The organism is Streptomyces sp. V4I2 (assembly GCF_030817655.1).
Taxonomy (GTDB): domain Bacteria; phylum Actinomycetota; class Actinomycetes; order Streptomycetales; family Streptomycetaceae; genus Streptomyces; species Streptomyces plumbiresistens.
Genome location: NZ_JAUSZM010000003.1, coordinates 1,888,114 through 1,905,839, shown reverse-complemented (window position 1 = coordinate 1,905,839; position 17,726 = coordinate 1,888,114). Strand labels below are relative to the sequence as shown.

Below are 17,726 nucleotides of genomic sequence, written 5' to 3'. Positions count from 1 at the left end.
ACCTTTGACCTTCTGACCTTCGAAACTTCCAGGAGTCTTCCGGAAAGCGGGTCGTCGTGGGAAGAGGCCACGCCCGGAAGGTCCGAGGGACCGCATGACATACGAGGGGTCGCATCCGACACGGGGGGCTACAGGGAGTGACGGTCCCCGGACATGCGTCGGGGCCGGTGCGCAGTCGGCGCTGCGAGCCGGCCCCTCAGATACTCCGGGCGGTGTGGCGGGCCGCCCGGTGGCGCCTCAGGCGGCGGTCATCACCTGGGCGGTGGCCAGCGGGCGGTGCGGGGCGATGACCCGTCCGTCCGGCAGGAGCTCACCGGTGTCCTCGAAGAGCAGAACGCCGTTGCACAGCAGGCTCCATCCCTGTTCCGGGTGGTGCGCCACGAGGCGCGCGGATTCCCGGTCGGGGGAGTCGGCTGTCGGACACGGTGTCTGGTGCTGGCACATGGGTGGGATCTTTCGCTCTGTCGTGCTGGGTGGGATGGATGTCGTGTCTGTCCCGCGGCTTGAAGCGTCGTTCATGGCCGGCCCCCGTTGTGATAAGTCGGACGGAACCCAGTGTTGCCCCACGGACGTCAATCCGCAGGTATTTCGCAGCACCGCTTCTCACAGGTTCATGACGCATCACCCGCGCGGACGGTTCATTCCAACTGCACTGTCACTTCGGATGGTTCGCGGTGGTCGGATGGGGCTAGTCCGGACGGGCAGGAGGCCATGTCCGGCTCGTACGAGCCATAAAGTGCTCGTACGAGCGAAACGGTCGGCGGGAATCCGCGCGCGGCGGCGGGAATCTCCGTACGAGCGTAAGGGTGCCGAATACAGCGTCGTACCCCGCCACCCGGAATTCGGGAACGGGGTACGAAGATCGCGCTGCTGAGCGCTGTCGGAGCGCTGCTGAGAACGTCAGGCCGGTGAGCTCAACAGCGGTGCCGGAGTCGCCCGATGGGTGAGCACGGGCAGCAGGTCGGCCACCCGGTGCGGACGGTGCGCGGCGATACCGGGCGGTGCCGGCGCCAGCGGGACGAGCAGGTCGGTGCCGGCGGGCCGGCCGGCGGCGCCGTCCGCGGCGCAGTCGCCGTGCAGCCAGAGGGTGAGCATGTAGAGACGGGGGATCGACAGCAGGCGCGGCTGGCAGGGCTGCGTCATGGTCTCCGCCTGGCGCAGCGCGAGTTCGGTGGAGGCGATGTAGGGACCCTCGAAGAAGTGGGAGAACGCCCAGCCGTCGGGGGTCAGCATGGTCTCCGCCGCGGCCACCGCACGGTCGCCGCAGCGGATCAGGAAGCGCCAGCCGGACAGTCGGGTGACGGGGACGCCCGAGGCGTCGACGCCGTCCAGGACGTGTACCGGCAGGGGGAGTTCGGGCGTGACGGGGCCCTGGGCGCGCAGCAAGGAGGGAGTTCGGGCCTCGCGGACCGCGGTGGGAGAACCGAGCGCGGTGAGGACGGAGCGAAGTGCGGGCGCGGGAGCCGGTGGGACATGCAGCGGCATGGTGGGTCGCCTCTCGTTCGACAGGCACAGTGGCGCGAGGGAGGGCTGGGCGGACGACGCTGTCAGCTCACGTGGTCAGAGAGGCGGGGGCCGTGGTCCGGGTGACCAGGGATGTACGCGAGGCCTGCCGTACGTCACCTGGCGGCTGGATCGAGGGCCGCGGGCGCCAGCCTTCTGCCTTGTTCGCGGAGTTTATACGACTCATGTTCAGACGGTGTTTCGTCTAGCCGTTTCCGGTGAGGAGAACAAGGGTCCATTCGGTCGGCGATTCGCGGGAATCATCCCGATTCCGGGCGGGCCGCACGGCGATGACCTCGGAAAACAGCCGAAGGGCGGACGGCCCATTCTTGTCGGCGTTTTTCACGAGTTCCTTGGGGCACTCGAATCTGCACACTGCACCATGCCCGGCGAATGTGCCGCCGGTCATGTCCGACAGCGTAGCGGCTGCAGGGTCCGGGCGGGACGTTATCGATCGTCCCGGCTGGGCATCATCCCACGTGACCCGGACACCGGCGGCCGGTCCTCGGCCCGCCCATGCGAGGAGGGACGCTTCGATGGGGGAGAAGGTCGTGGCAGGTCAGTTCGACCTCTCCGATCGCCAGCGCTATCGCGACAAGCTCCGGCGGAACCTGACGGGGCTGGAGCGACTCCTGGCCGAGAGGCGGTTCGACCGTCCGAAGAATCTCATGGGGCTGGAGATCGAACTGAATCTCACCGGCGCCGACGGTATGCCGAGAATGCTCAATGCGCAGGTCCTTGAGCGCATCGCAAGCCGAGATTTCCAAACAGAACTCGCCATGTTCAATCTGGAAGTCAACATTGCCCCACATCGGCTGGGCGGGCGCGTATTCGATCGCCTCGCGGAGGAACTCCGCACCTCGCTGGCATATGCCGACCGGAAAGCGGGGGAGCTCGACGCGGGAATCGTGATGATCGGCATTCTGCCGACCCTCGACCGGGACGACCTGGTCTCCTCCAACCTCTCCGACGTCGACCGCTACGCCCTGCTCAACGAACAGATCGTCGCCGCCCGCGGCGAGGACTTCGCGCTCGACATCGACGGTGTGGAGCGTCTGCGCTGCACCTCGAAGTCGATCGCGCCGGAAGCGGCCTGCACCTCGGTGCAGCTCCACCTCCAGGTCACCCCGGGCCGCTTCGCCGACGTGTGGAACGCCGCCCAGGCCGTCGCCGCCGCCCAGATAGCCGTCGGGGCCAACTCGCCGTTCCTGTTCGGCCGCGAGCTGTGGCGCGAGTCCCGGCCGCCGCTGTTCCAGCAGTCCACCGACACCCGCCCGCCCGAACTCCAGGCCCAGGGAGTGCGCCCCCGCACCTGGTTCGGCGAGCGGTGGATCTCCTCCGCGTACGACCTCTTCGAGGAGAACCTGCGCTACTACCCGGCCCTGCTGCCCATCTGCGACGAGGAGGACCCCCTGGAGGTCCTCGACGCGGGCGGCATCCCGAAGCTCGCCGAGCTCGTCCTGCACAACGGCACCGTCTACCGCTGGAACCGCCCGGTCTACGGCATCGCCGACGGCGTCCCGCACCTGCGCGTCGAGAACCGCGTGCTGCCCGCCGGCCCCACCATCACCGACGTCATCGCGAACGCGGCCTTCTACTACGGCGTCGTCCGCGCCCTCGCCGAGGAGTCGCGGCCGGTGTGGAGCCGCCTGCCGTTCGAGGCGGCCGCCGCCAACTTCGACGCCGCATGCCGGTACGGCATCGACGCCCGCCTCGTCTGGCCCCGGCGCGGCCGGTACGGCGGCACCACCGAGGTCGACGCCGTCAGCCTCGTACGCGACGAACTGCTGCCGCTGGCCGAGGCCGGCCTGGACGCGTGGGGCGTCGAACCCGCCGACCGGGACTTCTACCTCGGCGTCATCGAGGAGCGGTGCCGGCGCCGGGTCAACGGCGCGTCCTGGCAGTCCGCGACCTTCCACCGGGCCCTGGAGACCGGCCTGTCCCGGGAGGCCGCGCTGGCCGCGACGACCCGGCGCTACCGCGAACTGATGCACAAGGGCGAGCCGGTGCACACCTGGCCGGTGGGGTTGCCGGAGCCGGTGCTGCTGGGCTGAGCGAGCGGGGCCGTCAGCCGGCGCCCTGCGCCCCCGCCGCCACGATCGCCTTCAGGATCACCGAGTGGATCTGGGACGGGTCGCTGACCTCCTGCCCGGAGCCGCCGGTCACCGCGGCGATCTGCCGGGCCTCCGCGCGGTCGGCGTCGGGCCCGACGGCGATCATGATGAGGGGGACCGGTCGCTCGGGGTTGGTGAGCCTCTCCAGCTGGGTGATGAGCTCGGCGCGCGAGATGCTGCCGGGGTCCTGGTTCACCCCGTCGGTGAGCACGACCAGCGCGTTGAACTTCCCCTTGACGTAGGAGGACGTCGCCGCCTTGTACGCGGCGAGCGTGGTGTCGTACAGGCCGGTGGCGCCGTCCGGCACCGGCGTCAGGCCGCTGAACGCCGCCGAGAGCCGGTCCCGCTGGGTGCCGGTGCCCGCCCGGTCGCCGAGGCGCTCGGTCGGTACGAGGACGCGGTAGTCCCTGTCGCCGTCCAGCTTCGTGGAGAAGTCCCACAGCCCGATCTCGTCCTCGGGCGTGAACGTGGCGAGGGCCTGCAGCAGGGATGCCTTCGTGACGTCCATCCGCGACCGGTCCGTGCCCGGGACGGTGTCCGACATGGAGGAGGAGGCGTCCACGACCGTGGTGAGCCGGGCGCTCTGCACCGTGATCGTCCACGTGCCGAGCGCCTCCTGGAGCGCGACCTGCGAGGCCGGCTCGGCGGCGGGCTCCTCGTACGGCTGCGCGGTGCTGCCGCCGGCTCCCTCGACCAGCTTCTTCGACACCGCTTCGTCCGAGGTCCGGAAGCCGTGCCGCTCCAGCAGCCGCAGCTGCTCCGGCTGCCGCAGGTAAGTCATGAACCGGATCGCGGCACGGCTCTGGTCGGTCGTCAACCCCTGGTCGACCAGCGTGTACGGGTAGTCGAGCCGGGGCGAACCGTCCTCGGGGTGGAAGAAGTCCAGGCCGCCGCCGCTGTCGGCCGACGCGTTGTGGGCGAACGCGGCCTGCTCGGACACGATCAGCGCCTGGTTGCGCTTCGGGTTGCCCTGCTCGGCCCCCGAGGAGTCGCGCGGCAGCGTGTCCAGGACCTGCCCGTCACTGTCGGAGGTGCGCTGCGAGAGCGCCTTCATCATGGCCGCGGCCTGTGTCCGACCGTCCTCGGCCGCGGAGGCGGCGGTGCTCAGCCGGGTGAGCGCGAGCAGGCCGGTCGCACTGCGCGCGGGGTCGGCCGCCCCCAGCTTGAGCGAGTCGTCCTGAAGGGTCGCGCCGGCCAGCTCGATCCAGTCGTACGTCTTCTTCGGCCACCCCAGCGACTTCGCCGCCGTCGGCACCATCGCCACCCCCACCGGCGTGGAGGCGACCTTTCCCACGGGGGACACCTCCGGCGCCCCGCCGTCCGCCTCGAGCCGCTGGACCCACAGGTCCGAGTCCGGCACCCACACCTGTACGTCGGTCCGGTCGCCGGCCAGCAGGGTGTCCGTGACCTTGTACGCGTCACGCGCGGTCACGGTGACGGCGACGCAGCGTCCGTCGGAGGTCAGGTCGTCGTCACGGGCCCGCTTCGCCGCGGCCGTGAGGGCGGGCGCCAGGTCCGGGGAGGCGGCGAGTTTCAGCCGCACCGGGTTCTCCTGGCAGGAGTCGCCGAAGGAGAGCAGGCCGCTCTGGACGGCGGCCGCCGTGCCGCCGGCGACGGTCAGGACGAGGCCCGTGGCCAGGGCGACCGTACGGCGGCGCGCGCGTGGACGGGGGTCGCTGCCGCCCGCCCCATACTGATCGGGCAAGCTGTGACGTCCCATGACGGTGGTGCCCCTCCCTGTTGAGTCCCGTGCCGGAATTCGGCCGTATGGCATGCAAAAGGGGAGGTACGCCCCGTACGGTGTCCGCCCCCCGACGGCCTGTCGCGCACGATCTTCGTAAGTTCTTTCGAGACCCTAGCGGCGCGGCTGTGGGGATGCGGCGCGATTACTCAACTGGAGGCAGGTGTGCAGTCGGAGGCGGGCTCGGTGGCCGATTCTCTTCCTGAGGAGCGGCCGTCGCGACGGATCCTCCGGGACGAGACCCTGCTCGTTCTGGGGCTTTCGCTCGGTGCGAGTGGTGTGTCCGCCCTGATCAGTTTTGTCGGATCGGTCACCAAACCGGGAGGTCTCAAGGACCAGGCGGCCACCCTCAACGCATCGGCCGCGCCCGGCCGGCCCTGGCTGGATCTGGCCTGGCAGCTGTTCGGGATCACCTCGGCGCTCGTGCCCGTCCTGCTCGTCGCGCACTTCCTGCTGCGTGAGGGCCAGGGTCTGCGCACCCTCGGCTTCGACCGCACCCGCCCCTGGCCGGACCTCGGTCGCGGGGCCGCGGTCGCGGCGGTGATCGGCAGCACCGGGATCGCCTTCTACCTGGCCGCGCGTGGTCTCGGCTTCAACCTCACCGTGGTGCCCGAGGCGCTGCCCGAGGTGTGGTGGAAGTACCCGGTGCTGATCATGTCCGCGATGCAGAACGCGATCCTCGAAGAGGTCATCGTCGTGGGGTATCTGCTGCGCCGCCTCGGTCAGTTGGGCTGGACGCCCGGCACCGCGCTGGTGGCCAGTTCCGTACTGCGCGGCTCGTACCACCTCTACCAGGGCATCGGCGGCTTCATCGGCAACATGGTGATGGGCGTGGTGTTCGTGTACCTGTACCGCCGTTGGGGCCGCGTGGGACCCCTGGTGGTGGCGCATTCCCTGCTCGACATCGGGGCGTTCGTGGGCTACGCGCTGCTGGCCGGCAAGGTGGGCTGGCTGCCGACGGCGTGAGCCACCGGCAGCATGCCGTACGCCGCACTGGGCCCGCCTAGGCCAGGAGCTCGCCCTCGATCACCGTCACCGCGCGGCCGGTCAGCAGCGTGCGGTCGCCGCGCAGTTCCGTACGGACGCAGCCGGAGCGCGGGGATGCCTGCAGGCCGGTGAGGTCGGGGCGGCCGAGGCGCTCGGACCAGTAGGGGGCCAGAGCCGTGTGGGCGCTGCCGGTGACGGGGTCCTCGTCGATGCCGATGCGCGGGAAGAAGCAGCGGGAGACGAAGTCGTAGCCGCGGGTGGGGTCCTCGGCGCGGGCGGTGGCGATGATGCCGCGCTCCGAGTGGGCGGCGAGGGCCTTGAGGTCGGGCGTGAGCGTGTGCACCGTCTTCTCGTCCGGGAGCTCGACGAGCAGGTCGCCGACGTTCGGACCGGTGTCGAAGGCGGTGAGCGGCTCGGCGCCGAGCGCCTCGGCCACCCCGTCCGGGAGCTCGACCGCGGTGAGCGGCGCCGTCGGGAAGTCCAGGGTGATCGAGCCGTCCTCGCGGGGCGTCGCGATGAGCACGCCGCTGCGGGTGGCGAAGCGCACCGGGCCCTCGTGGGCGCCGCTGCGGTACAGGACGTGCGCCGTGGCGAGCGTGGCGTGGCCGCACATGTCGACCTCGGCGGCGGGCGTGAACCAGCGCAGCGCCCAGTCGGCCTCGCCGCCCTCGGGCAGCCGGTGGGCGAACGCCGTCTCGGCGTGGTTGACCTCCAGGGCGATGTCCTGGAGCCGGTCGTCGTCCGGGAAGGCGTCGAGGAGCAGGACTCCGGCCGGGTTTCCGGCGAAGGGCCGGTCGGTGAAGGCGTCGACGATTCGTATCCGCATGCCCCGACGCTAGGGGGTGCCCGGAGGCGCGGACCAAGGCCAATTCCGGAGTCTTGGCCCCAGTTGAGAGGGCTCGCGGCGGGCCGTCGGAAGCCAAGGGGTTGTCTTGCGAACTATTCCGATATATCGTTGAGGCATCGCGACAGATCAACGATGGAATGGAGTGATTGCGATGCGTTCCCACGGATTCGAACGTGGACATGGTGGTGCCGGTCGTCAGGGCGGCCGAGGCGGAGACGGTCGGCGGGGTGCCTTCGGGCCCTTCGGGCCGGGCGGCCCCGGCGGCGGTCCCGGCTTCGGCGGACCGGGCTTCGGGCCGGGACCCTGGGGGCCCCGGGGCCGAGGCGGACCGCGGGGGAGGGCGCGGCGCGGTGACGTGCGCGCGTCGATCCTGGCCCTGCTGAAGGACCGGCCCATGCACGGGTACGAGATGATCCAGGAGATCGCCGAGCGCAGTGGCGGGGCTTGGAAGCCCAGTCCCGGCTCGGTGTACCCCACCCTCCAGCTGCTGGAGGACGAGGGGCTGATCGCCAGTGCGACGGAGGGCGGCAAGAAGCTGTTCTCGCTCACCGACGCCGGCCGCACCGCGGCCGAAGAAGGCGCCGAGGCGCCCTGGGAGGAAGCCTCCCGCGGCGTCGACTGGGAAGCCCTCGGTGAGATCCGCCAGGCCGGCTTCGGTCTGATGGAGGCCTTCGGGCAGGTCTGGAAGACCGGCAGCAAGGAGCAGCGCGAGAAGGCGGTCGCCGTCATCAACGACGCCCGCAAGCGGCTGTACCTGATCCTCGCCGATGAGGACTGACGGCCCTACGGCAGTGACGTGGCGCCCCGTGGAGTGATCCGCGGGGCGCCTTCGCGTTGCCGGTCGAGCGGCCGTCAAGCAACCAGTGCGGCCCTCAGCCGACCAGTGCGGCCAGCTTGCGCAGCGACTCGTTCAGCGCGGCCGTAGCCGAGTCCTTCAGCTTGCCCGCCATCAGCGAGACGGCGGCGCCGGTGAACTCGCCGTCGATCCGGACCGTCGTGGCGTCGCCGTCGGGGGTGAGGGTGTAGCGCGTGGCCACGGTCACGGCCATCGGGCCCTTGCCGCGGATCGCGAGCACCCGGGCCGGCTCCAGCTCCTCGATGGTCCACTCGACCTCGGCCGGGAACCCCATCAGCTTCATGTTCTCCTGGAACGTCCCGCCCACCGCGAGGGTTTCCGGGCCGCCCTTGGGGAAGCTCGTGTGCGTCGTGTTCCACTCGCCGTACGCGGACCAGTCGGTCAGCCGGGCCCAGACCTTCTCCGCGGGTGCCTCGATACGTGCCTCCGCGCTGACTTCGGCCATGCGACCACCTCTTCGTGTCGGGCTACGGTGTCGCGGAACGTAGCCGGAGGGCCCGGAACATTCAATACTGATGAACCGTCAGAAAAGCTCGGAGTGCTGCGCGTCCCAGTTCCTCAGCTCACGCGTCGTATCACCGCCGCGTCGAACAGGTCCCACGCGCGCGGGAACGCGCTCTCGTCGTGACAGTGCCACGCCTCCCAGAACAGGTCGGCGAGCAGCGCCTTCTCCGGGGCGTACACCCGGTACACGTACTGCCTGCCGTCGACCGCCGGCAGAGCGACCAGCCAGCACCTGCTCTCCATGTCCGTGTGGGACGAATGACGGCGCGTCCCGGTTGCATTCGGGGTGCACGGCAAGGCGGCGCGCGCCGCTCGGGGCAAAAGGGCGTGATCTCATCCGTAAGGAGGAGATTCCGTCCCCCTGGGTCCGCTTCCTGTGGGACCCGAAGATGCTTCCTTTCGCGGATGACCCAAGGGTGCGGGACTGATGGGGTAGGGGATGTGCAACCCCGTATCCCCCGGCAGTCGGCCCAAGAGCCGGCGGCCGATCCCCGGTCCCCGGTCCCCGCGGACAACGATGCCAGGCTCAGTGCCGAACTGGCAGCGGTGGTCTCCGGTGCCCGGCGGCGGGCGGTCCGGGACGGCGACCGGCAGATCGACACGGCTCATCTGCTGCACTCCCTCCTGGAGGGCGACCCCGAGGTGCGGGACCTCTTCGACGCCGAACCGCAGTTCTCCCGCCTCCTCGGCTACCTCGTGCAGCGCAGCATCGGCTACGGGCTGCGCTGGCAGGGCAGCGTCGAGGACTCCGGTGCCGTGCCGGTGGTGACCGAGACCGAGGGCTTCTCGCCGCTGGCCGCCGGGGCGATGGAGTACGCGTGGGCGCGTGCCGCCCGGCGCGGTGGCGGCCCGGCCCGCGGCATCGACCTCCTCGCGGCGATCGTCGTGGACCCGCAGGCACGGGCCGTCGAGGTGCTCGGCCGGGCCGGGATCGACGCGGGCGAGGTGTTCACCGAGGTCGAGCGCCGCCTGCAGGACACCCGGCGGGCGGGACCTCGGCGGTCCAGCCGCTGAGACAGGTGTCAACTGGGGTGACGCTCATGTCATCGCCTGTCATCATGTGCCGGTGCATACGTCTGAGAGCAGTCAGGACAGCCGTGGAAAGGGCGTCGGGCTCGGCCTCGCGCTCGCGTCCGCGCTCGCCTTCGGCGGATCCGGGGTGGCGGCCAAGCCGCTGATCGAGGCGGGCCTCGACCCGCTCCACGTGGTGTGGCTGCGGGTGGCGGGCGCGGCCCTGGTGATGCTGCCGGTGGCCGTGCGCCACCGCGCACTGCTGCGCCGCCGCCCCGCGCTGCTCGCCGGGTTCGGTCTGCTCGCCGTGGCGGGCGTCCAGGCCTGCTACTTCGCCGCGATCTCCCGGATCCCGGTCGGCGTCGCGCTGCTCGTCGAGTACCTCGCGCCCGCCCTGGTGCTCGGCTGGGTGCGGTTCGTGCAGCGGCGTCCGGTGACCCGTGCCGCCGCGCTCGGTGTGGTCCTCGCGGTCGGCGGACTCGCCTGTGTCGTCGAGGTCTGGTCGGGTCTGAGCTTCGACGCCCTCGGTCTGCTCCTCGCGCTCGGCGCCGCCTGCTGCCAGGTCGGCTACTTCGTCCTGTCCGACCAGGGCAGTGACTCCGGCGACCAGGCACCCGACCCGCTCGGGGTCATCGCTTTCGGCCTCCTCGTCGGCACCGCCGTCCTGTCCGTCGTCGCCCGCCCCTGGACCATGGACTGGTCGCTGCTCGCCCGCAGCGCGGACATGGACGGCACCCCGGTCGCCGCCGGTCTGCTGCTCGGCTGGATCGTGCTCGTCGCCACGGTCGTCGCCTATGTCACCGGCGTGGTCTCGGTGCGCCGCCTCTCCCCGGCGGTCGCGGGTGTCGTGGCCTGCCTCGAAGCCGTCATCGCCACCGTCCTCGCCTGGGTGCTGCTCGGCGAACACCTCTCGGCACCACAGATCATCGGCGGCGCGGTCGTCCTGGCCGGCGCGTTCATCGCGCAGTCGTCGGCGCCCGCCAAGAACTCCCCCGAGCCGGTGGCGAGCGGCGGCACGGAAAGGGAGTTGTCGGCCCGCGGAACCGCCACCTAAGCTCCCGATCATGCATTCCCACCGCATCGTTCTCCCGCCGCCGGCCGCCTGAGGCGGGCCCTCCGAACCTCTCGCCCGGCGCACTGCCTGGCGGAACGGTGCTGCCCGCGGACGAAGTCCGTGGACCCCGCCGAGCGGGCGTCCTTTCCCGAACTTCAGCGCATCTTGCGCATCTGCGGAGAGAACGCATGTCGAATGCTGCCTCCGGCCTGCCCATCGGGCGAGGCCTTCTCTATCTGATCGTCGCCGGTGTCGCCTGGGGCACCGCCGGCGCGGCGGCCTCCCTGGCCTACGGGGCCAGTGACATCGGACCTGTCGCCCTGTCCTTCTGGCGCTGCGCGGCCGGGCTGGTCCTGCTGCTCGCCGCCCGCCTGCTTCGGACGGGCGGTGCGCGGGCCGCCGTACGGGAACCGCTGCATCACAAGGCGCGGCGTGCCGGTGTCACCGGTGTCTGTCTGGCCGTGTTCCAGACGGCCTACTTCGCGTCCGTCGAGGCCACCGGACTCGCCGTGGCCACCGTCGTCACCCTCGGCGCCGGTCCCGTACTCATCGCGCTCGGAGCGCGGCTGGCCCTGGGGGAGCGGCTCGGGCGCGGCGGGGTGCTCGCCGTTGCCGGGGCGCTCGCCGGGCTCGGGGTGCTGATGCTCGGGGGCGAGGAAGCGTCCGTACGGCCGTGGGGTGTGCTGTTCGGGCTGCTTTCGGCGGCCGGGTGTTGTGTGATGACCCTGGTCACGCGAGGGCGGGGCCGTGACGGCGGTGCGGATGCCGCGAGTACGTCCGTGTGGACGTTCGCGGTCACCAGTCTGTGCCTGCTGCCGTTCGCCCTGGCCGAGGGGCTGGTGCCGCACACCGCCGAACCCGGGCTGCTCCTGTGGCTGTTGGCCTACATCGCGGCCGTCCCGACCGCCCTCGCCTATGCCCTCTACTTCGCGGCCGCCGCGGTCGTCCGATCGACCACGGTGTCGGTGATCATGCTGCTGGAGCCGGTGGGTGCCGCGGTGCTCGCCGTGGCGCTGCTCGGTGAGCGGCTCACCGCGACCACGCTGGCCGGGACGCTGCTGATGCTCGGGTCGGTCGCCGGGCTCGCGGCGGGGGAGGCGCGGGGCGCGGCGGACGGGGAAGCGGCGCTCGTGTGACGACGAGGGGCCCTTCCCGGAGGAGGGGCCCCTCGAAGCTCACGTTCCGCGCCTGTCCAGCAGGTGCCCGCGCGCCGCCGCGTCCCGCGGACCGCTCCGGTTCGCGAGGCCGGCCGCGATCCTGTCCTGGACCTCCGCGGGCCGGTGCCCCGCGTACTTGAACTTCGCCCGTACGGCGACCACCTCGAGCCGCAGCCCGCGGATCCCGGACAGCATCCGGCCGTACGGCGCCTCGCCCACCGCCGCGCGTGCGGAGCCGCCCTCCGGCTGGAAGTGGCCGACCTGCCGGTTGAGGAGGGCGGCCTTCGCGGCCGGATCGTCCACGACGTGGGCCGTGCAGCGGAGTTGGACCGCCGCGTACAGGCTGGTGGGCGTGCCGTGCTCGGACGGGGTGTCCGGAGGCGCCTGCCAGGGGCCGGGGACGTACACGTAGTCGTCGACCACGCTCAGCAGAACCTCCGGGTTCGCCTCCAGCGCGTCCCACAGGGGGTTCGGGCGAGCCAGGTGCGTGAGCGCCTCGCCGCGCTCGGCGTCGTAGACGAAGTGCAGGGGCTGGACATACGGCGGCTCGCCCGGAAGGCCGTTGACGGCGAGCTGCCCGAAGTCGTGGACGGCCAGCCAGCGTTGCCATTCGGCGTCGTCGCGGGGCGCGTCCCAGGGATGGATCAGCATCACAGGGCCTTGAGGTAGCCGGGGACCTCGGTGCCGGGGGCCAGGTCGGCGTCGCCGACGGGGGTTTCGTAGCCCTTGCGCAGCGGGACGACGCCGGCCCAGTGCGGGAGGGCGAGGTCCTCGGGCTCGTCGTTGACACCGCCGGTGCGGAGCTTGGCCGAGACCTCGTCGAGGTCGAGGCGGATCACGGCGGTGGCGGCGAACTCCTTCTTGTTGGCCGGCCGCGAGTCGCGGGACCGGCCCGGTACGACGTGGTCGACCAGCGCGTCCAGGGCCAGCCGCTTCTCCTCGGGGTCCGTCACGTCATGGGCGATGCCGTGCACGACGACCGACCGGTAGTTGATCGAGTGATGGAAGGCCGAGCGCGCCAGGATCAGCGCGTCGACGTGCGTGACCGTCAGGCACACCGGGAGGCCGGGGTCGGCCTGTCCGGTCATCCGCAGCGGGCGCGACCCCGTCGAGCCGTGGACGTAGAGCCGCTCGCCGACCCGGCCGTACAGCGTGGGCAGTACGACCGGAGTGCCGTCCCGGACGAAACCCAGGTGGCAGACGTAGGCCTCGTCGAGTATCGCGTGCACCAGCTCCTTGTCGTACGAGGCCTTGTGCGCGGCGCGGGTGGGGACGGTGCGGTCGGTCGGGGCGTAGGCGGCGGGTTGCTTCGTCGTCTGCTGGGTCCCCTGCATTGCGCTCTCCATTGTACTAGTGCATACTTGGCTTTGTGCTAGGAGATTATCGTATCGAAGGTCGGCGTGCAGCGGAGATTTCGGCGAGCATCGAGCAGGCGGTGGGCACCGGCGAGCTGATGCCCGGCCAACTGCTGCCTCCCATGCGGGAGTTGGCCCTCGAACTGGGCGTGAATCCCAACACGGTCGCGGCCGCCTACCGCACCCTGCGCGAGCGCGGGGTCATCGAGACCGCCGGGCGCCGGGGCAGCCGGGTGCGGCCCAAGCCGGCCACCACCGGGCGCGAGCACATCCGGGTGGATGTGCCGGAGGGGGTGCGGGACGTGTCGAACGGCAACCCGGACCCCGCGCTGCTGCCCTCCCTGGCGCAGGCGTTCGCGGCGGCCGCCGAGCAGAGCGACCGGCAGCCGGTCATGTACGGAGAGGCCCCCGTCGAGCCGGAGTTGGCGCGGATCGCGCGCGCCGAGCTGGACGCCGACGGGGTGCCGGACGGGCCGCTCGCCGTGGTGTCCGGCTCGCTGGACGCCATCGAGCGGGTCCTCGCCGTCCACCTCAAACCGGGGGACACGGTCGCCGTGGAGGACCCGGGGTGGGGCAGTCTCCTCGACCTCGTACCGGCGCTCGGGCTGCGCACCGCCCCCGTGGGCGTCGACGACGAGGGGCCGCTCCCGGACCAGGTGCGCGGTGCCCTGGCGGGCGGGGCCCGCGCCCTGATCGTCACCGACCGGGCGCAGAACCCGACCGGTGCCGTGGTGAGCGCCACGCGCGCGCGTGCCCTGCGGTCCGTGCTCCGGGCGCACCCGGAGACCCTGCTGATCGAGGACGACCACGGCCACGGAATCGTCGACCTGCCCCTGCATCCCCTGGCGGGCGTCACCCGCAACTGGGCCTTCGTACGCTCGGTCGCCAAGGCGTACGGCCCCGACCTGAGGCTCGGCGTGCTCACCGGGGACGCCGTCACCGTCGACCGGGTGCGCGGACGGCAGCGGCTCGGGCCCGGCTGGGTCAGCCGGATCACCCAGAGGGCCGTGGTGCGGCTGTGGGCCGACGGCGCGCTGGACACCCCGGCCGTGGCGGCGGCCTACCGGGCGCGCCGGGACCAGCTGATCGAGGCGCTCGCGGCACGCGGCATCGAAGCCCACGGACGGTCCGGCCTGAACGTGTGGATCCCCGTGCCCGACGAGACCGGAGCCGTCGCCCGGCTGCTGCACTCCGGCTGGGCCGTCGCCCCCGGCGCCCGCTTCCGGATGAGCGCACCGCCCGGCATCCGGATCAGCGTCTCGACACTCGACGCCGACGAGACCGGACCGCTGGCGGACGCGGTCGCCGCCGCCCTCGGTTCGGCGCCGGTCCGGAGTTACGTCTAGAGCTTCGGGCTCCGGTCCGGAGTTACGTCCAGGGCTCCGGCTCTGGCCAGGCCTCCGTCTAGAGCTTCGGCCTGGGCCTGACCTGCGTCAGCGCCGCCCCCGCCAGCACGATCGCCGCCCCGACCGGTGTCGACCAGTTCAGCGACTCGCCGAGGATCGCGACGCCGGCGGCGGTGGCGATGACCGGGATGAAGTAGGTGACCATCTGGGCCGTCGTCGGGCCGACCTCGGCGACCAGGCCGTACTGGAGGAGGACCGCGAGGCCCGTGCCGAGGGCTCCAAGAGCCGCGATCGCCAGCAGCGGAGTGATCGCGAAGTGTGTCGGAAGGCTGGTGAACAGCGGGGTGACGACCGCCAGTTGGAAGCGTGGCCAGCAGCAACTGGGCCCCGGTCAGCGACAGGTTCGAGTGGCTGGAGCCGGCCAGGGTGCGACGGACGTAGATCCAGCCGATCGGGTAGCTGAGCGAGGCCAGCAGGGCCATCGCCGTGCCCGAGGCGTCCAGGCCGTGGAAGCCCTGCCAGGCTCCGAGGACCGTCAGGACGCCGAGGAAGCCGAGACCGAGACCCGCGACCCTGACCCGGGTCGGCCGGTCCTCGGACAGGGCGACCAGGGACAGCGCCATGCCCCACAGCGGCGAGGTCGCGTTGCAGATGCCCGCGAGCGTGGAGGGGATCGTCAGCTCGGCGTAGGCGAAGAGCGAGAACGGCAGCGCGTTCAGGAAGAACGCGGCGACCGTCAGATGCGCCCAGGCGCGCGCGCCGCGCGGGAGCCGCTCCCGCCGCACGGCCATCGCGGCGGCGAGCACCGCCGTGCCGAAGACCAGGCGGCCGAGCGTGACCTGGAAGGGGGCGTAGCCCTCGGTGCCCACCTTGATGAGCAGGAAGCTGAAGCCCCAGATCAGTGAGAGGGCGCCGAAGCGCAGACGCCAGTCGAGGGCGGGGCGGGGCCGGGACGCGGTCTTGGCCGCGGTGCGGGTGGCGGTGACGGTGCTCATGGGGACCACGATGGCGCCCACAACCTCGTAGCACAATCGAGATTTCCCGCCCGGTACCTCGTAGTATTGCTTACATGTTGAACCTGGAGCGCCTGCGCACCCTCGACGCCCTCGCCCGGCACGGCTCGGTCAGCGGCGCCGCCGAGGGGCTGCACATCACGACCTCGGCCGTCTCACAGCAGATGTCCAAGCTGGAGCGGGAGGTCGGCCAGCAGCTCCTCGCCAAGAACGGGCGGGGGGTGCGGCTCACGGACGCGGGCCGGCTGCTCGCCGAGCACGCGGCGCGCATCCTGTCGCAGGTCGAACTCGCCCAGTCCGACCTGGAGGCCCAGCGCGGCCAGGTCGTCGGCGAGCTCAGACTGTCGGCGTTCCCGACGGCCGCGCGCGGCCTGTTCCCCGCCGCGCTCGCCGCCCTGCGCGCACAGCACCCGGCCCTGCGGATCCGCTCCTGCGAACTGGAACCCGAGAGCGGCATCGCCGGGGTGATCCGCGGCGACCTCGACCTCGCCGTCGTCCTCGACTGGTACAACAAGCCCATGCCGCTGCCCGACGGCCTGGTCAAGGCGCCGATCCTGGACGACCCCGCCGACGTGGCGATGCCGGCCGGCCACCGGCTCGCGGACCGCGCCGAGGTGGACCTCGCCGAGTTCGCCGAGGACGAGTGGATCACCTGGGGCGAGGGCGAGTTCTGCCACGAGTGGCTGATGTTCACGCTGCGCTCCAAGGGCATCGAGCCGATCGTCGGCCACCGCGCCGCCGAGACGCACACCCAACTCGGGTTGGTCGCCGCGGGATTGGGGGTGTGCATCGCCCCCGTGCTGGGGCGGGAGCCGATGCCCGCCGAGGTCGTCACCATCCCGCTGAAGCAGCGGGTGCGCCGGCATGTGTACGTCGTCTGGCGCGCGGACGCCGACCGCCGCCCGTCGATCCGGGCGGCGGTGCGGGCACTCAAGTCGGCGGCCGAGAAGCTGGGTTGAGTTACAGCGAACTTGGGTTGAGCTACAGCGAACCCAGCTTGCGGAAGTCCCAGGAGACGATCTTCTCCGGGGTCAGCCGTATCCACGCGTGCCGGCCGTCGTGCGGCATCTCGTCCAGGCGGAAGTTCTTGCGCGCGAACAGCGTTTCCGGCAGGTCGAGTTCCGCGCACAGCTCGCCGGTGCGGGGAGCCTCGCCCACGAACTCCACGGCGCCCGACAGCTCGACACCGCGCAGTTCGTCGTACTCCTCGCCCGTGTCCACCACGATCGCGACCCGTGGATCGCGCCGCAGATCGGTCCACCGCTTGCTGCGCACCACCGAGTACAGCCACATCGACGTGCCGTCCCAGGCGAACCAGAGCGTGCTCACGTGCGGGGCGCCGGCGGCGGACACGGTGGCGACCCGGCAGGTGCGCTGGCTGGTGAGGAACTCGTCCAGCTCACCGGGTGTCATCATGATCTTCCGGCCCCGGCGCTGAGTGACGGTCATGCGGCCCCCTCTTTCTCCCACGTCGTGCCAGAGGAGATCCTCTGACATCACGTCAGAAAAAGCATGAGGCGTCTTCCGCCCTCGCGCAATGGTGGCTAGTCTCACCCGCCCCACACCGTCGGCGACAAGAGGAAACCATGCCGTCGTACGACTGCTTTGGCGAGCTGCTCGACCCCGCGACCACCGTCCTGCTCACCGTCGAGTGCCAGCAGGGCGTCGTCGGACCCGACAGCGCCCTGCCCGAACTCGCCAAGGAGGCACGCTCGTCGGGGGCCCTCGCCAACGTCGCCCGGCTGGTCGCCGACGCGCACGAGGGCGGTGTCCAGGTGATCCACGCGATCGCCGAACGCCGCCCCGACGGACGCGGCGCCAGCCGCAACGCCCGCCTCTTCCGCGCCGCCGAACGGCTGCCCGTCCAGCAGCTGTCCGGCACCACCGCGGTGCGCCTGGCGGCGCCGATCGAGGTCGCCGAGGAGGACTTCGTCGTACGACGGCTGCACGGACTGTCTCCCATCCAGGGCACCGAGGTCGACGCACTGCTGCGCAACCTGGGCTGCCGCACGCTGATCGTGACCGGGGTCTCGGCCAACGTGGCGATCCCCAACGCCGTCTTCGACGCCGTGAACCGCGGCTACACCGTCGTCGTACCGACGGACGCCATCGCGGGGGTGCCCTCCGACTACACCCCCGCGATGATCCGCCACACCCTCGCGTTGGTCGCCACGGTCGCGACCACGGACGAGGTGCTGGCCTGCGTCAGCCGACAGCGCCGTACGGTCCGGCGCTGAC

The 17,726-nt window shown here is 71.6% G+C and carries 19 protein-coding genes and 1 pseudogene; 9 read left to right on the top strand and 11 right to left on the bottom strand.

Annotation, left to right across the window (positions count from 1 at the left end; all coding sequences use genetic code 11):
* Nucleotides 1–237: 237 nt before the first annotated feature.
* The 3 genes from QFZ76_RS09720 to QFZ76_RS09710 all read right to left on the bottom strand — a co-directional run bounded on the left by QFZ76_RS09720 (nt 238) and on the right by QFZ76_RS09710 (nt 1,912).
* Nucleotides 238–444 (bottom strand): DUF5999 family protein, encoded by a 207-nt coding sequence (locus tag QFZ76_RS09720; RefSeq protein WP_307673347.1) that lies wholly within the window; start codon nt 442–444, stop codon nt 238–240.
* A 456-nt stretch (nt 445–900) separates the two neighbouring features.
* Nucleotides 901–1,485, bottom strand: coding sequence for a hypothetical protein (locus tag QFZ76_RS09715; protein ID WP_266443406.1), 585 nt, complete (start codon nt 1,483–1,485; stop codon nt 901–903).
* 223 nt (nt 1,486–1,708) lie between these two features.
* Nucleotides 1,709–1,912 carry a hypothetical protein gene (locus tag QFZ76_RS09710; protein WP_307673346.1) on the bottom strand — a complete coding sequence of 68 codons (204 nt, stop codon included), beginning with the start codon at nt 1,910–1,912 and terminating at the stop codon, nt 1,709–1,711.
* 127 nt (nt 1,913–2,039) lie between these two features.
* Between QFZ76_RS09710 and QFZ76_RS09705 the strand changes: the two genes are divergently transcribed.
* A complete protein-coding gene (locus QFZ76_RS09705; RefSeq protein WP_307673345.1) occupies nt 2,040–3,557 on the top strand; it encodes a glutamate-cysteine ligase family protein in 1,518 nt (505 codons plus the stop codon).
* A gap of 13 nt (nt 3,558–3,570) precedes the next feature.
* Here QFZ76_RS09705 and QFZ76_RS09700 read toward each other — a convergent pair whose 3' ends face one another.
* Nucleotides 3,571–5,337 (bottom strand): substrate-binding and VWA domain-containing protein, encoded by a 1,767-nt coding sequence (locus QFZ76_RS09700; RefSeq protein ID WP_307673344.1) that lies wholly within the window; start codon nt 5,335–5,337, stop codon nt 3,571–3,573.
* A gap of 186 nt (nt 5,338–5,523) precedes the next feature.
* On the opposite strand from QFZ76_RS09700, the gene QFZ76_RS09695 reads away from it, so the two are divergent.
* Nucleotides 5,524–6,324 (top strand): CPBP family intramembrane glutamic endopeptidase, encoded by an 801-nt coding sequence (locus tag QFZ76_RS09695; protein WP_307673343.1) that lies wholly within the window; start codon nt 5,524–5,526, stop codon nt 6,322–6,324.
* 37 nt (nt 6,325–6,361) lie between these two features.
* On the opposite strand, the gene QFZ76_RS09690 is transcribed toward QFZ76_RS09695, so the two are convergent.
* A complete protein-coding gene (locus QFZ76_RS09690; protein ID WP_307673342.1) occupies nt 6,362–7,171 on the bottom strand; it encodes a PhzF family phenazine biosynthesis protein in 810 nt (269 codons plus the stop codon).
* A gap of 172 nt (nt 7,172–7,343) precedes the next feature.
* Here QFZ76_RS09690 and QFZ76_RS09685 point away from each other — a divergent pair, with 172 nt between their 5' ends.
* Nucleotides 7,344–7,970 (top strand): PadR family transcriptional regulator, encoded by a 627-nt coding sequence (locus tag QFZ76_RS09685; RefSeq protein WP_266443424.1) that lies wholly within the window; start codon nt 7,344–7,346, stop codon nt 7,968–7,970.
* A 94-nt stretch (nt 7,971–8,064) separates the two neighbouring features.
* Here the strand turns inward: QFZ76_RS09685 and QFZ76_RS09680 are convergent, their stop codons facing one another.
* Complete coding sequence (locus QFZ76_RS09680) at nt 8,065–8,493, bottom strand: SRPBCC family protein (RefSeq protein ID WP_307673341.1); 429 nt, start codon at nt 8,491–8,493, stop codon at nt 8,065–8,067.
* A 113-nt stretch (nt 8,494–8,606) separates the two neighbouring features.
* The gene (locus QFZ76_RS09675) at nt 8,607–8,795 is read right to left on the bottom strand and encodes a hypothetical protein (protein WP_307673340.1); all 189 of its coding nucleotides are present in this window, start codon (nt 8,793–8,795) and stop codon (nt 8,607–8,609) included.
* 198 nt (nt 8,796–8,993) lie between these two features.
* On the opposite strand from QFZ76_RS09675, the gene QFZ76_RS09670 reads away from it, so the two are divergent.
* From QFZ76_RS09670 to QFZ76_RS09660, 3 genes are all read left to right on the top strand, one after another.
* Nucleotides 8,994–9,566, top strand: coding sequence for a Clp protease N-terminal domain-containing protein (locus tag QFZ76_RS09670; RefSeq protein WP_373464275.1), 573 nt, complete (start codon nt 8,994–8,996; stop codon nt 9,564–9,566).
* A 46-nt stretch (nt 9,567–9,612) separates the two neighbouring features.
* Entirely contained in the window at nt 9,613–10,617 is a 1,005-nt protein-coding gene (locus tag QFZ76_RS09665) for a DMT family transporter (RefSeq protein ID WP_307673338.1), read from the top strand.
* Nucleotides 10,618–10,805: 188 nt separating this feature from the next.
* Nucleotides 10,806–11,753 (top strand): DMT family transporter, encoded by a 948-nt coding sequence (locus tag QFZ76_RS09660; protein WP_307673337.1) that lies wholly within the window; start codon nt 10,806–10,808, stop codon nt 11,751–11,753.
* 39 nt (nt 11,754–11,792) lie between these two features.
* Here the strand turns inward: QFZ76_RS09660 and QFZ76_RS09655 are convergent, their stop codons facing one another.
* Nucleotides 11,793–12,425, bottom strand: coding sequence for an FMN-binding negative transcriptional regulator (locus QFZ76_RS09655; protein WP_307673336.1), 633 nt, complete (start codon nt 12,423–12,425; stop codon nt 11,793–11,795).
* Nucleotides 12,425–13,108: a pyridoxamine 5'-phosphate oxidase family protein gene (locus QFZ76_RS09650; RefSeq protein WP_307673335.1), complete on the bottom strand. Its 684-nt coding sequence runs from the start codon at nt 13,106–13,108 to the stop codon at nt 12,425–12,427. The genes QFZ76_RS09655 and QFZ76_RS09650 overlap by 1 nt, the downstream gene beginning before the upstream one ends.
* 35 nt (nt 13,109–13,143) lie before the next feature.
* Here QFZ76_RS09650 and QFZ76_RS09645 point away from each other — a divergent pair, with 35 nt between their 5' ends.
* The gene (locus QFZ76_RS09645) at nt 13,144–14,475 is read left to right on the top strand and encodes an aminotransferase class I/II-fold pyridoxal phosphate-dependent enzyme (RefSeq protein ID WP_307673334.1); all 1,332 of its coding nucleotides are present in this window, start codon (nt 13,144–13,146) and stop codon (nt 14,473–14,475) included.
* 58 nt (nt 14,476–14,533) lie between these two features.
* Here QFZ76_RS09645 and QFZ76_RS09640 read toward each other — a convergent pair.
* Nucleotides 14,534–15,470, bottom strand: a pseudogene (locus QFZ76_RS09640) (DMT family transporter).
* 74 nt (nt 15,471–15,544) lie between these two features.
* Between QFZ76_RS09640 and QFZ76_RS09635 the strand changes: the two are divergent.
* On the top strand, nt 15,545–16,447 hold the full coding sequence (locus tag QFZ76_RS09635) for a LysR family transcriptional regulator (protein WP_307673333.1): 903 nt from the start codon (nt 15,545–15,547) through the stop codon (nt 16,445–16,447).
* A 22-nt stretch (nt 16,448–16,469) separates the two neighbouring features.
* On the opposite strand, the gene QFZ76_RS09630 is transcribed toward QFZ76_RS09635, so the two are convergent.
* Complete coding sequence (locus tag QFZ76_RS09630) at nt 16,470–16,937, bottom strand: pyridoxamine 5'-phosphate oxidase family protein (protein ID WP_307673332.1); 468 nt, start codon at nt 16,935–16,937, stop codon at nt 16,470–16,472.
* 137 nt (nt 16,938–17,074) lie between these two features.
* On the opposite strand from QFZ76_RS09630, the gene QFZ76_RS09625 reads away from it, so the two are divergent.
* Nucleotides 17,075–17,725: a cysteine hydrolase gene (locus tag QFZ76_RS09625; protein WP_307673331.1), complete on the top strand. Its 651-nt coding sequence runs from the start codon at nt 17,075–17,077 to the stop codon at nt 17,723–17,725.
* Nucleotide 17,726: the final 1 nt, after the last annotated feature.

Coding starts and splice junctions, on each gene's coding strand:
- QFZ76_RS09630 (WP_307673332.1), bottom strand. CDS start 16,937: ATGACCGTCACTCAGCGCCGGGGCCGGAAGATCATGATGACACCCGGT.
- QFZ76_RS09625 (WP_307673331.1), top strand. CDS start 17,075: ATGCCGTCGTACGACTGCTTTGGCGAGCTGCTCGACCCCGCGACCACC.
- QFZ76_RS09690 (WP_307673342.1), bottom strand. CDS start 7,171: ATGCGGATACGAATCGTCGACGCCTTCACCGACCGGCCCTTCGCCGGA.
- QFZ76_RS09715 (WP_266443406.1), bottom strand. CDS start 1,485: ATGCCGCTGCATGTCCCACCGGCTCCCGCGCCCGCACTTCGCTCCGTC.
- QFZ76_RS09650 (WP_307673335.1), bottom strand. CDS start 13,108: ATGCAGGGGACCCAGCAGACGACGAAGCAACCCGCCGCCTACGCCCCG.
- QFZ76_RS09710 (WP_307673346.1), bottom strand. CDS start 1,912: ATGACCGGCGGCACATTCGCCGGGCATGGTGCAGTGTGCAGATTCGAG.
- QFZ76_RS09680 (WP_307673341.1), bottom strand. CDS start 8,493: ATGGCCGAAGTCAGCGCGGAGGCACGTATCGAGGCACCCGCGGAGAAG.
- QFZ76_RS09675 (WP_307673340.1), bottom strand. CDS start 8,795: ATGGAGAGCAGGTGCTGGCTGGTCGCTCTGCCGGCGGTCGACGGCAGG.
- QFZ76_RS09705 (WP_307673345.1), top strand. CDS start 2,040: ATGGGGGAGAAGGTCGTGGCAGGTCAGTTCGACCTCTCCGATCGCCAG.
- QFZ76_RS09700 (WP_307673344.1), bottom strand. CDS start 5,337: ATGGGACGTCACAGCTTGCCCGATCAGTATGGGGCGGGCGGCAGCGAC.
- QFZ76_RS09655 (WP_307673336.1), bottom strand. CDS start 12,425: ATGCTGATCCATCCCTGGGACGCGCCCCGCGACGACGCCGAATGGCAA.
- QFZ76_RS09685 (WP_266443424.1), top strand. CDS start 7,344: ATGCGTTCCCACGGATTCGAACGTGGACATGGTGGTGCCGGTCGTCAG.
- QFZ76_RS09720 (WP_307673347.1), bottom strand. CDS start 444: ATGTGCCAGCACCAGACACCGTGTCCGACAGCCGACTCCCCCGACCGG.
- QFZ76_RS09660 (WP_307673337.1), top strand. CDS start 10,806: ATGTCGAATGCTGCCTCCGGCCTGCCCATCGGGCGAGGCCTTCTCTAT.
- QFZ76_RS09635 (WP_307673333.1), top strand. CDS start 15,545: ATGTTGAACCTGGAGCGCCTGCGCACCCTCGACGCCCTCGCCCGGCAC.